At 63.6% G+C, this 12,192-nt stretch carries 11 protein-coding genes and 2 tRNA genes; 8 read left to right on the plus strand and 5 right to left on the minus strand.

Features of this window, described 5'->3' with window-relative positions:
• Nucleotides 1-23: 23 nt before the first annotated feature.
• Both H0193_RS08560 and H0193_RS08565 read right to left on the minus strand, forming a co-directional pair.
• Entirely contained in the window at nucleotides 24-458 is a 435-nt protein-coding gene (locus H0193_RS08560) for a DUF6918 family protein (protein ID WP_181889411.1), read from the minus strand.
• Between the two features lie 159 nt (nucleotides 459-617).
• The gene (locus H0193_RS08565) at nucleotides 618-1,034 is read right to left on the minus strand and encodes a hypothetical protein (protein WP_181889412.1); all 417 of its coding nucleotides are present in this window, start codon (nucleotides 1,032-1,034) and stop codon (nucleotides 618-620) included.
• A gap of 190 nt (nucleotides 1,035-1,224) precedes the next feature.
• On the opposite strand from H0193_RS08565, the gene H0193_RS08570 reads away from it, so the two are divergent.
• Nucleotides 1,225-2,193 carry a hypothetical protein gene (locus tag H0193_RS08570; protein ID WP_181889413.1) on the plus strand — a complete coding sequence of 323 codons (969 nt, stop codon included), beginning with the start codon at nucleotides 1,225-1,227 and terminating at the stop codon, nucleotides 2,191-2,193.
• Between the two features lie 84 nt (nucleotides 2,194-2,277).
• Here H0193_RS08570 and H0193_RS08575 read toward each other — a convergent pair whose 3' ends face one another.
• Together H0193_RS08575 and H0193_RS08580 are read right to left on the minus strand one after the other, a co-directional pair.
• Nucleotides 2,278-2,541: a TetR family transcriptional regulator gene (locus tag H0193_RS08575; RefSeq protein ID WP_181889414.1), complete on the minus strand. Its 264-nt coding sequence runs from the start codon at nucleotides 2,539-2,541 to the stop codon at nucleotides 2,278-2,280.
• Entirely contained in the window at nucleotides 2,538-2,750 is a 213-nt protein-coding gene (locus H0193_RS08580) for a CopG family transcriptional regulator (RefSeq protein ID WP_181889415.1), read from the minus strand. Before H0193_RS08580 ends, H0193_RS08575 begins: the two co-directional genes overlap by 4 nt.
• Nucleotides 2,751-2,810: 60 nt before the next feature.
• Here H0193_RS08580 and gyrA point away from each other — a divergent pair, with 60 nt between their 5' ends.
• Nucleotides 2,811-5,363: a DNA gyrase subunit A gene (gene gyrA / locus H0193_RS08585; protein WP_181889416.1), complete on the plus strand. Its 2,553-nt coding sequence runs from the start codon at nucleotides 2,811-2,813 to the stop codon at nucleotides 5,361-5,363.
• 3 nt (nucleotides 5,364-5,366) lie between these two features.
• Nucleotides 5,367-5,711: a DUF3566 domain-containing protein gene (locus H0193_RS08590; RefSeq protein ID WP_181889417.1), complete on the plus strand. Its 345-nt coding sequence runs from the start codon at nucleotides 5,367-5,369 to the stop codon at nucleotides 5,709-5,711.
• 254 nt (nucleotides 5,712-5,965) lie between these two features.
• Here H0193_RS08590 and H0193_RS08595 read toward each other — a convergent pair whose 3' ends face one another.
• Nucleotides 5,966-7,090, minus strand: coding sequence for a zinc-dependent metalloprotease (locus tag H0193_RS08595; protein WP_181889418.1), 1,125 nt, complete (start codon nucleotides 7,088-7,090; stop codon nucleotides 5,966-5,968).
• Between the two features lie 391 nt (nucleotides 7,091-7,481).
• Between H0193_RS08595 and H0193_RS08600 the strand changes: the two genes are divergently transcribed.
• The 5 genes from H0193_RS08600 to crtI all read left to right on the plus strand — a co-directional run bounded on the left by H0193_RS08600 (nucleotide 7,482) and on the right by crtI (nucleotide 11,999).
• Nucleotides 7,482-7,555, plus strand: a tRNA-Ile gene (locus tag H0193_RS08600).
• Between the two features lie 18 nt (nucleotides 7,556-7,573).
• Nucleotides 7,574-7,646: transfer RNA gene (locus tag H0193_RS08605), tRNA-Ala, on the plus strand.
• Between the two features lie 149 nt (nucleotides 7,647-7,795).
• Complete coding sequence (locus H0193_RS08610; protein WP_181889419.1) at nucleotides 7,796-9,514, plus strand: ATP-binding protein; 1,719 nt, start codon at nucleotides 7,796-7,798, stop codon at nucleotides 9,512-9,514.
• Between the two features lie 119 nt (nucleotides 9,515-9,633).
• Nucleotides 9,634-10,473: a phytoene/squalene synthase family protein gene (locus H0193_RS08615; RefSeq protein ID WP_338026631.1), complete on the plus strand. Its 840-nt coding sequence runs from the start codon at nucleotides 9,634-9,636 to the stop codon at nucleotides 10,471-10,473.
• A complete protein-coding gene (gene crtI, locus H0193_RS08620) occupies nucleotides 10,470-11,999 on the plus strand; it encodes a phytoene desaturase family protein (protein ID WP_181889420.1) in 1,530 nt (509 codons plus the stop codon). The genes H0193_RS08615 and crtI overlap by 4 nt, the downstream gene beginning before the upstream one ends.
• Nucleotides 12,000-12,192 lie beyond the last annotated feature (193 nt).

The following is a 12,192-nucleotide window of genomic DNA, read 5'->3' on the forward strand; positions in this document are numbered from 1 at the left end:
GGCGTTGGCGACTTTAGACGTCGTTAAGCAAAACGCTCCACGATCTCGCCGAGCTGCGGCAACGACGGCCCCACGATCTTCGCGGCCTTGCCGCGCAGGGTCGAGTACACCTTCTTGATGGCGCCGGGCATGGAATCCGCCTGCTTGTCGCCTGCGTCGAGCATTGCCTTGACGACGTCATCCTCACGGCCCGCCAAGAACTGGCCGAAGTCCTGCTCGCCACTGTTCTTGTAATCGGACCAGTGCGGGTTCAGCTCGTCCACGATCTGCGGGAGGAACTTGTTCACGCCCTTGGAGATTGCGTCGGCGTCGGCCTTCTTGCCCGCGGCGACGGCGGACTTCAGGGCCATGCCGGTGAGGCCGGACTGGCGGGCAACGGTGTCGTCGACCAGGGAGGTGATCTCCTGGACGACCTGGGGGCGCTTGGCTGCGTCGAGCAGCTGGGAAAGATCAGTCATGCCGGCCAGTTTAACGGGAAAAACGGCCGGTGCGGGACCGGCCGTTTTCGGTTGCAGCTCTTCCACCGCAGCACCTCTCTTGCCACATTAGTCACATGGCTCTCATGGGTTCACTGCAACCACAACGGGCACAACCGTAACACAGGCTATGTGGCGGAGCTAACGCTGGGGGAGGTACTGGTCCGCGTAGGACTGCACAAACGCCGTGATCTCCTTCGCAGGAATCAGGCGGTTGCCTTCCGACGAACCCGGCACCTGCGTCAGATTAAACTGCTCCGCCAGGTTGTCCACCGCCTCGCGCGCCTGCGGCACAAAATCCACGATGAGCTGCACAGTCACCGCCGTCGCGGCCAGCGCGATCGCCAGCGAAATCGGCGCCGAACCCGTGTAGGACCCCTCCAGCGGGCGCTTCTCGGGCGCGGTCACGTCCTTGTCGTAGTCCGGGTAGTAGTTCGGCTTGGACGAACCCTTCGAACTCGTCGAGGACAGCTGCGAAATGGCGGTGTCCTGCGCAAACGCAGGGGAGGGGGCGGCGAGCAGGGCGGCGGCCGCCAGCGCCGCGACAGTTTTCTTCATGGAGAACATGTTAGGCGGTGGGGGTTCGTACGGGCCTTGTACCGGGGGATTTTTGTAAAACTCGTCCGTTCTCCGGGCGGTCAGGTACATAATGCCTGGTCGGGGGAGGGTCGCTCGCCGACTTTTGCAAAACTGGCGAAAACTTTCCCCATCCAGGGATCCAAACCGCCATTTTCACCGTCCAAAAGGCATGGGCCTTTACAACGGTATGAACATCACATTTGGGCACGCGATCATGCGGGACCCTCTGCCTGGGATGCCGACACACCCCGTCAACCAGCATTTTTCCGTGCCAACAGACATGCTCATTCCGGGCCCCATTGCCACAGCGGCAGCGTTTTCCCATCCCAGGCGCGTGGTCTACCGTGTGCCTGCGAGTTGCCGCGCCGCCGCGCACGCACTGTCTCACCCGGGGACAACGCTCTCCGGTTTCGGGGCGCTGGCGCTGTACGGCCTTCCAACCTTGGTTGATACGTGCGACACCGTTCTGATCAACCCCAAGGTCGGCCGAAAAGTCCTGGGCACCAGCACAAGGCCGGGGATGGTTCGCGGCAGCCCCAAACCCCAAGACGTTTGGCGGGTGTTCTTCAACGGCGAGGTGGTGCAGCTGGCCACACCCCCTTTGGCGACTATCCAGGCGCTGAAGGCGATCCGCCGTGGTGAAGCTGTGTGGGAGGTCGAAACGGTCGAGGACGACCCTGTCTTTGTCAGGGCCGTGCAGCTCGTGGACGGCGTCCGTCGGTTTCTTGCCATCTCTCCAGAGTCGCTGATTCTTGCAGGCCACAAGCTTATCGACGACCGATGGTTAGCCTCCGTCATCAGCACCTCAAGCGCCCTGGCAGACTCCCCGAAAGAAACAGAGATGCGCCTGATACTGAAGAGGCTCGCGGACAAACACGGCCTCACTTTCCGGGAGCAGTTGCCGGTACGCCGAGGAAACAGGCTTGTCACCACCCTGGACGCCGTACTTCTGGAGCCCCGCTATGGGTTCATGTACGACGGCATCCACCATTGGACAAAGCAGCAGCGGGTCAAGGATGCCGAGATCAACATCGAACTCCAGTTGTTGCAGATCCGTCCGCTGCGCTTCGCCACCGGCACGCTGTGTTCAATCCCGGCGGTGACGGAAGACCTACTTCGGCGGGACGGCTTCATCTGATTGTGTAAAACTCGGCGAAGCGCCTAGGCGCGACCTGCAGGTATCGACATCGGCGCACCCCGATCGGCCGACTTTTACAAATCCTCACTCAGCCCAGCGCCGGTACACCTCGCCGGCGACGTCCGAGAATCCGGTGTTGGACCCGGACAGAGGCTCGAGTGCCCGGATGGTCTCGGCCAGCGCCGCAGCGGCCGCCTCCACCGAGTCGAACACCGGCACGCCGTGGAGCCGGGCGCCAGGCACCGCGGCGCAGGCCGCCAGGGAGGCAAACGAACGGACGTGGCAGCCGTGGAAGGCGCAGTACTCGTCGGCGACGGCCAAGAGCTGCTCGCCGGAAAAACCCCTCATGACCGGGCCTGACGGATCCGGGATTCCATACTGGCGTAGGAGGGGACGAGGGTGCGGGCGAGGTCGGTGACGTGGGCGTCGTCAAGCAATCGCGATGCTGCGGTGACCACCGCACGGCGCGCGGCCTCCTGCTTCGAGCACCCCCATGCGGACGCGAGTAACACGAGCGCCTTGTCCTCGTCTGCGGTCAAGCGGAGCGTCATAGCCATACCACTTTGATACCACGTCGCAACCGGGAGAACCCGGAGAAGCCCGCTAGACTCATTCACATGGCTGATGACACCACTGGCGGTTTGGACCGCATTCAACCAATCGACATCAACGAGGAGATGCAGACCAGCTACATCGATTACGCCATGAGCGTGATCGTGGGCCGCGCGCTCCCCGAGGTGCGCGACGGCATGAAGCCGGTGCACCGCCGCGTGATCTACGCGATGTACGACGCCGGTTTCCGCCCCGAGCGCTCCTACGTCAAGAGCGTGAAGGCCGTCGGCGAGACCATGAGTAACTACCACCCGCACGGCGACATCGCCATCTACGACACCCTGGTGCGCATGGCGCAGCCGTGGGCGATGCGCTACCCGCTCGTGGACGGCCAGGGCAACTTCGGCTCGCCGGGCAACGACGGCCCGGCCGCCATGCGTTACACGGAGTGCAAGCTCACCCCGATCGCCATGGAGATGGTCCGCGACATCCGCGAAAACTCCGTGGACTTCGCCCCCAACTTCGACTCCAAGACCCAGGAGCCGACCGTCCTGCCGTCGCGCGTGCCGAACCTTTTGATGAACGGCTCCAACGGCATCGCCGTCGGCATGGCCACCAACATCCCGCCGCACAACCTGAACGAGCTGGCGGAGGCGATCTACTGGATCCTGGACAACCACGACGCCGAGGAGAAGGAAACCCTCGACGCCGTGATGGAGCGCGTGAAGGGACCGGACTTCCCCACGGCAGGGCTGATCGTGGGCGACCAGGGCATCAAGGACGCCTACACCACCGGCCGCGGCTCCATCCGCATGCGCGGCGTGACCGAGATCGAGGAGATTGGCAACCGCCAGGTCATCACGATCACCGAGCTGCCCTACCAGGTCAACCCGGACAACTTCATCCACAACATCGCCGAGCAGGTCACCGCCGGCAAGATGGTGGGCATCTCCAAGATTGAGGACGAGTCCTCCGACCGCGTGGGCATGCGCATCGTCGTCACGCTGAAGCGCGACGCTGTGCCGCGCGTGGTGCTGAACAACCTGTACAAGCACTCGGCGCTGGAGACGAACTTCTCCGCCAACATGCTCAGCATTGTCGACGGCGTCCCGCGCACCCTGCGCCTGGACCAGATGCTGCGCTTCTACGTCAAGCACCAGATCGAAGTCATCGTCCGCCGCACCCAGTACCGCCTGGACGAGGCCGAAAAGCGCGCCCACATCCTCCGTGGCCTGGTTAAGGCGCTGGACATGCTGGACGAGGTCATCGCCCTGATCCGCCGCTCGCCGACCGTGGACGACGCCCGCCAGGGCCTGATCAACCTGCTCGACGTCGACGAGATCCAGGCCAACGAGATCCTGGCTATGCAGCTGCGCCGCCTGGCGGCCCTGGAGCGCCAGAAGATCATCGACGACCTGGCCGCCATCGAAGAACAGATCGCGGACTACAAGGACATCCTGGCCAAGCCGGAGCGCCAGCGTGCAATTGTCGGCGACGAGCTCAAGGAGATCGTCGATAAGTATGGCGATGAGCGCCGCACCCGCATCGTCGCCGCCACCGGCGACGTCACCGAAGAAGACCTCATCGCCCGCGAAAACGTGGTGGTCACCATCACCTCCACCGGCTACGCCAAGCGCACCAAGGTCGACGCCTACAAGAGCCAGAAGCGCGGCGGCAAGGGCGTGCGCGGCGCCGAGCTGAAGCAGGACGACGTGGTGAAGAACTTCTTCATCTGCTCCACCCACGACTGGATCCTGTTCTTCACCAACTTCGGCCGCGTCTACCGCCTCAAGGCCTACGAGCTGCCGGAGGCGGGCCGCACCGCCCGCGGCCAGCACGTGGCCAACCTGCTGGAGTTCCAGCCGGAGGAGAAGATCGCCCAGATCATCCAGATCCAGACCTACGAGGACGCCCCGTACCTGGTCCTGGCCACCCGCGACGGCCGCGTGAAGAAGTCCCGCCTCACCGACTACGAGTCCGCTCGCTCCGCCGGCCTGATCGCCATCAACCTCAACGAAGGCGACGCGCTCATCGGCGCCTCCCTTGTCGGCGAGGACGACGACCTGCTGCTGGTGTCCGAACAGGGCCAGTCCATCCGCTTCTCCGCCGACGACGAGCAGCTGCGCCCGATGGGCCGCGCCACCGCCGGCGTGAAAGGCATGCGCTTCAAGGGCGACGACCAGCTGCTCGCCATGACCGTGGCCAAGGACGGCGAATACCTGCTCGTGGCCACCTCCGGCGGCTACGGCAAGCGCACCGCCATCGAGGAGTACAACGCGCAGGGCCGCGGCGGCATGGGCGTGATGACCTTCAAGTACAGCCCGAAGCGCGGCAAACTCATCGGCGCGCTCTCTGTCGCGGAGGACGACCAGATCTTCGCCATCACCTCCGCCGGCGGCGTGATCCGCACCGAGGTCGACCAGATCCGCCCGTCCTCGCGCGCGACCATGGGCGTGCGCCTGGTGGACCTCGCCGACGGCGTCGAGCTGCTCGCCATCGACCGCAACGTCGAGGACGAAGGCGAGGAGGAAGCCACCGCAGTCGCCACCGGGCAGAAGACCCTCGAGCAAGCGCTTAGCGACGACAGCTCCGCCAGCGCAGGCGAGGACAAGGAGTAGCCCGTGGCCGTCCGCAAAGTGACCGTGCGCCACATCGGCGCTGGCTCCACCTTCAAAGTGGCAACGCTGCTGGCCTTTCTGGGCTTCATCGCCTGGATGGCCGCCTGCCTGCTGGTCTACTACGGGCTGGAGCGCGCCGGGGTGGTGGATTCAGTGAATTCGCTGATCGGAGGCGTCGGCGGCGACCAGGTGGTGGACATGAAACTGGCCATGTCCGCCGCGGGCCTGTTCGGCCTGGTGGGCTTCCTGTTCCAGGTGATCATGGCCCCGCTGACGGTGATCATGTACAACGCCATCGCGGACCTGGTCGGCGGCATCAACTTCACCATGTCCAACCGGGCGAAGTAGGGGCTGGTCTCCGGGGCGGGCCCCTCAAAACCCCATGTCGATACCTCGATGTCGATAGTTCCTGGTCACAGGTTTGAGCCCTGTTCCGGCGGCTTTTCGTCGAAAGGCCCTGACCTGCAACTATCGACCTCAAGGTATCGACTTCGCCATTCCCGCCTTCATCGCTCGCGGACTCCGCATTGCGGACAACCCCGGCGACCCCAACTATTGGCCAGCACCCACGAAAAAAGCCCCGGCGGAACCGGGGCGTTGGGCTAGAAGGGGAGCAGGCCGTTCATGGCGGCGAAACCTGCACCCGCGATGCCCAGGACGGCCAGGGCCGCAACCACGGAGCCGACGATCGCGGCGACGTTCACGTCTGCGGCCTTGGCCGGAGCGGCCTCGGCGGGCGAGTCTTTAGCGGGCGTGGCCGTGGCCGCCTGAGAAGCCTGCGCCTGTGAAGCCGCAACCGCCGGCGCTGCGCCGTGGGAGACGGTGCGGGCGCCGAGCTCGAGGGCGTCGTGGCCGATGCGCGGGGTGTCCAGGACCAGGGAGTCCCAGTCGGCGGGCACCTCGACGGGCCCGTTGGGGCCTTCGGCGGTGTAGCCCTCCTCGGAGTAGTTGAAGTGGGTGAACTCGTGGTCGTAGTTCATCACGGAGAGGTATTCTGCCGGGGTGGCCTGGGTGCGCGGCAGCTTGCGGGTGATGTCCGCGGATCCGTTGTGGCGCAGGCCGAGGGTGTGGCCGAACTCGTGGAGGATGGCGTTGCGGAGCTGCTCGTCGGTGTCGATCTGGTCGTTGTTGGCCACGAAGAAGGCGCTGTCGCCGACGAGGGCGACGCCGGTGGTGTAGTCGCCGCGGTCGATCTGGTCGCCGATGATGCCCAGGCGGAAGGCGTTGGAGCGGTCGCCGAGGTAGGTGTCGATGTCCTGGAGCAGGCGCACGCCGGTGATCTGGTCGGCGAAGTAGTACTGCGAGTAGGCCACGGTCTCGCCGCCGTGGAACTCGGTGTAGTTGGGGATGTTGGTGTAGGTCTCGCCGGCGTCGATGTGGAGGGCGATGCCGTGGTCGTCGAAAAGCTTGACGATGTCCAGCAGCGCCTCCGCGGACGGCGCGAAGGACTTGCCGTTGTGCTCTTCCATCCAGTTGAGCTGGATGAACAGGTCGGGCCGGTTGGGGTCGACGCCCCAGTCGGGGAGGGCGAGCTCGGTGCCGTCGTGAAGCACGACGCCCTCGGTTTCCCAGTCGTCGGGGAGGCCGTCGTTGTCGGAGTCGATGGCGTATTCGGCTTCCTCGAGGTCAACGAGTGCGGAGGCATCCGCGGCTGCGGCCGGCTGGAGGCCGGTGAAGGCGAGTGCTGCTGCAAGTGCGGCGGCGAGGGCCTTGGTCTGTGCGCGCATCTCGTTGCTCCATTTTGCGTTGTGGTGGACATGGGCTGCTTCGATGTCCATGATTTTATGCAAGGAGTTTGCGCAGGTAAACCGGGGTAAGATCGTTCAACACTTGGTTCGGATTGTTCAACGTTTGCGGGCCCGCACGGGCGCGGATTGTTCACCAATCAGCCCCTGCCAAAGCACCCCCCGAACCGGAGAACAACCCGCTCACCAGCAAAGACGCACAAAACCCCAGGACAGCCCGGATTGTTCACCATTTTCCGCCGCTCCTACCCCCGCCTGTTACCCCTGCTTACCGGGAGGGTGGAACGTCGATAAGCAAATGCCTCTTTTATGGGCCGTACGCTGGCGATTTGGAGCTGTTATGGGTGCTCTGTAATATTCCTATTCGTTCCAAGGGCCTATAGCTCAGTCGGTTAGAGCGCATCGCTGATAACGATGAGGTCGCAAGTTCGATTCTTGCTAGGCCCACGGTACCCTTGGGTACGCGGGGCATTAGCTCAGTTGGTAGAGCACCTGCTTTGCAAGCAGGATGTCAGGAGTTCGATTCTCCTATGCTCCACAGATTGCTCCCTCCGGTTGCGGAGGGAGCTTTTTGCTTTGCGACGGTTGCTCCGTGGCAGCACTTTCACACTTTCCGCCCTCATACTGCGAATCAAACTGTGAAACCGCAGGTAGACAAAGTGCGAAAGTGAGAATACACTCACAACCATGACTTGGACTGAGGGGCAGTTGCGCGAGACGCTCTCCCAGTTGCGTGCGTTTGGAGATGACACCACGCTGGTTGAGTGCAAAACCGCAGGTGGGGGAGTCCCAGAAAGCATTGGGGAAACGCTGTGCGCGTTTGCCAACATGCCGCAATCGGGCGCAATTCTCCTCGGGGTGAGCGAGCGCAGGGGCTTTGAGGTCACCGGGGTTGACCACCCAGCGCAGATGGAAAAGAAGGTGACCAGCGTGAACCGGGCGGCGGTCAAACCCGCGCCACAGTTGGAGTTCACGCACCTGTCCTTGGAGGGGAAGAACGTGGTGGTCGTTGAAGTCACGCCACTGTTGCCCTCCGAGAAGCCTGCGAACTACGACGGCAAACCGTATCTGCGGCAGGCAGACGGCGATTACGTGATGAACTCCAACGACCTGAAGATGCTGGAGCTCTCGGCGCTGGCCGAAAGGCAGCAGTCGCACTTCGATTTCGAGTCCGTGCCGGGAACTGATGCTGGAGTCCTGGACAATGAGGTGCTCACGGGGTTTTTGAAGGCTGTGCGGGGCTCTCGCTCTCGCATCTCCAAAATCGACGACGATGCTCAGCTGCTGCAGGTCACCAACGTCACCGACAGTGAGGGCAACGTCCGCTTCGGCGGCCTGTACGCACTGGGGTACTTGCCACAGTCTGTTGAGCCGGCACTCGGCGCCACGGCTGCGGTGCGCCTTTCCCGCGGTGAGGGCGTGGGCCGGAACAGGAATCTCACAGAGATAGAAGGGCCTTTGCCGGTGATGCTGACGGAGGCTATGGAGTGGATTCGGCAGAATTCAGACACCGTCAGCCGGTACACGAGCAGCGGGCACCTGGTGGACGAACCAGAGTTTCCTCCCAGTGCGATCCGCGAGGTGTTGGCGAATGCCCTGGTGCACCGGGACTTGGGTCCTTCGGTGGATGTGGGCAAGAAGGTTGAAATTCGCATCACGGAGCGGATGCTCATCGTGGTCAGCCCGGGTGGGCTGCGCGGACTGTCTGTGTCACAGCTAGAGAGCCCCGCTCTGACAAAATCGCCGGTGAACAAGAGGCTGTACGAGATAGCGCGCTACCTCCGAACAGAAGATGGTGAGCGCGTCATCGAAGGCGAGGGCGGCGGCATCCAGGAAATCTTGGCTGCGACGCGGGAAGCTCGCCTGCCAAAGCCGCGTTTCATTGACAACGGCGTGGAGTTCAAAGTGCTCTTCCCACGCGGTTCGCGTTTCACGGAAGAGCAAAACTCCTGGCTGGAAGGGTTGCAAAGCATTGGCGAACATTTCACGCCGACAGAAGAGGATTTGCTTGTAGAGCTGCAGAATCATGGAGCCGCCTCTTTCCAAGCAATAACGCAGCGCTACTCGCCACTTGGAGCGCAGTCCTGCAGAAACATGCTGCGAAAACTTGTAGGCGCTGGCGCCATCGTGGAGTCGGACGGGGTGTTCTCCTTGCCCGGGCAGTCCACGGGACAGCACCGGGAGCTCGCCGATCCGACCGACAGTCTCGCCGCACTTGGAAAGAATGTTCCTGCTGTTTACGAGGCGATTCCGCCCGCCGGCGCTGTCACACTCAAGGAACTCCAGGCCACCACGGGGTTGTCGCCGGCGCAGTTGCGTTACGCGTTGGAGCCTTTGTTAGAACACGCCCATGTGGTCATGCTCGGTGGCCAGGGGCAGCGTAGTACTACCTATCGGCGCACGTAATTCACACGTTCCGTCCCCACACTACGAATCAAACTTCGAAACCGCAGGTAGACAAAGTGCGAAAGTGAGAATCCGTGTGCGACCAATCCCGTTGCACCCCCACGGTAAGCTGCCAAGGCGTGAACACCTACCTCTCCCGCTTCGACGCCATGGCGGACAAGGCGGCGGCGCAGGTGATCGCGCAGTATTCCACGAGTTTTTCCCTGGCGGTGCGCACGCTGCCGAAGCCGGAGCGCACCCACATCCGGAACCTGTACGCGGTGGTGCGCATCGCAGACGAGATCGTGGACGGCACCACCACCCAGGCCAACGAGTGCCCGGAAACCGCACTCGACCTGTATGAGGAGCAGGTGCTGCACGCCCCGGCCCACCGCTTCCAAACGGATCCGGTGCTGCATGCGTGGGCTCGCACCTACCGCGAGTGCCACCTGAATCCCGAGCATATACAGGCCTTTTTCGCCTCCATGCGCGCGGATCTGACGCAGACGGAATTTACTCCGCAACAGCTGGATACCTATATATATGGCAGCGCTGAGGTGATCGGCCTGATGTGCCTGGACATTTTCTTGCGCGGCCGCGACACCCCGCACCGCCGCGAGCTGGAGGAGGGCGCCCGCGCGCTCGGCAGCGCGTTTCAGAAGGTCAACTTCCTGCGCGACCTCGGGGAGGACAGCCGCGCACTCGGCCGCGCGTACTTTAACGCCCCGCTTGACGACGATCTAAAGTCCTCCCTCACCAGCCAAATCGCCGACGAACTCGACCGCGCCCACACGGTCATCCCGCTGCTGCCGCCAGCGGCCCGCGGGGGAGTGGCTGCCGCCGAGGCGCTGTTTCGGGAGCTCAACGCCCGCATCGCCGCCACCCCGGCAGCCGAGCTGCAGACCACCCGCGTCCGCGTGCCCAACCACCTCAAAGTAGCGCTCACAGCAAAAGCGCTCGCGAATTCGAGGAAGCCATGAACGAGCAACCGAAGTCAGCCATCGTGATCGGCGCCGGCGTGGCCGGCATGGCCACTGCCGCGCTGCTCGCCCGGGAGGGCATCGACACCACCGTGGTGGAGAAGCTGCCCATCCACGGCGGCCGCGCCGGCAACGAGACCATCGACGGGTTCCGTTTCGACACCGGCCCGAGCTGGTACCTCATGCCGGACGCGTTCGAGCACTTCTTCGGGCTTTTCGGCAAGCGCACCGAGGACCTTCTCAACCTGAAGCCGCTCGTCCCCGCGTACCGCCTCTTCCCGGAGACCGGCGAGCCCATCGACGTCCACTCCGGCCGCGACAACGCCGCCAAGCTCTTCGAGCAGCTCGAACCCGGCGCCGGTGCGAAGCTGCTGGAATACCTGGACAGCGCAGAGGAAACCTACGACCTGGCCATTCAGAACTTCCTGTACACCAACTTCCGCTCGTTCGAGCCCCTGAAGCGCATCCGCGGCCAGTACGCCCGCCTCGCGCGCTACCTCACCGAACCCTTGGACAGGTTCGTGGCCAAGCGCTTCACGGACACGCGCCTGCGCCAGATGCTCACGTACCCGTCGGTGTTCCTCTCCTCGCACCCGAGCCGCACGCCAAGCATGTATCACCTGCTCAGCCACACCGACCTGACCCAGGGCGTGCTGTATCCGCAGGGCGGTTTCGCCGCGGTCATGGACGCGCTCTACGCGCTCGCCGTCGAACACGGCGCGCGGTTCCGTTTCAACTCCGAGGTCGCGGCCATCGAGGACAGGGGCGTAATGCTTATCGACGGCCAAAGGCTCCCCGCCGACCTCACCATCTCCGCCGCGGACCTCCACCACACCGAAACCCGCCTGCTGCCGAAGAGTAAGCGCACCTACGACGAGTCTTGGTTCGCCCCGCGCGACCCCGGCCTGGGCACGGTGCTGGTCATGCTGGGCGTCGAAGGCGAAATCCCGGGGCTGGCCCACCACAACTTCCTGTTCAGCGACGACTGGTCCGACGACTTCGATGCTGTATTTAATGGACCGGTTGCTAGCCGCCCACTGGGCGCGTCGCAGTCCATCTACGTGTCCAAGCCGTCGGCGACGGATCCGTCTGTGGCGCCTGCCGGCCACGAGAACCTGTTCGTGCTGGTGCCGGTGCCCGCGGATCCGTCGGTGGGCCACGGCGACATGTACCGCGGCGAAGCCTCGGAGCAGGTGCAGCGGATCGCGGACGCGGCGATCGAGCAGATTGCGTCACGGTGTGGGGTTGCGGGGCTGGGCCGGAGGATCGTCGTAAAGCAAACGCTCGGGCCTGCGGACTTTGCCGAGCGCTACAACGCCTGGTCCGGCGGGTCCATCGGGCCCGCGCACACGCTGCGGCAGTCCGCGTTCTTGCGCGGGTCCAACACAAGCCGGAAGGTGGAGTCGCTGATGTACGCTGGAGCGACCACGACGCCGGGGGTGGGCGTGCCCATGTGTTTGATTTCCGCTGAGAATGTGCTCAAGCGGGTCCGCGGCGACAGAAGTTCGGGCCCGCTGGACCGCTGACCGTCGGTTTGTTGAACAATTGCGGGTTTTGTGGTGAAGATCACTCGATTTTTTTGTGTGGAAAAGTTGGACAAAGGTCGAGGTCAGCGGGGTGGAGTTATGAGTTTTGTCTTAATATCTGGACTTTTATGGCTTTCAGTGGGGTTAAGGACTTCTTTTCGTCGGTTCATTGCGATTGAATAGGGGTCTGTCA

Source organism: Corynebacterium haematomassiliense (genome assembly GCF_013978595.1).
In the GTDB taxonomy this organism is placed as follows: Bacteria; Actinomycetota; Actinomycetes; order Mycobacteriales; family Mycobacteriaceae; genus Corynebacterium; species Corynebacterium lehmanniae.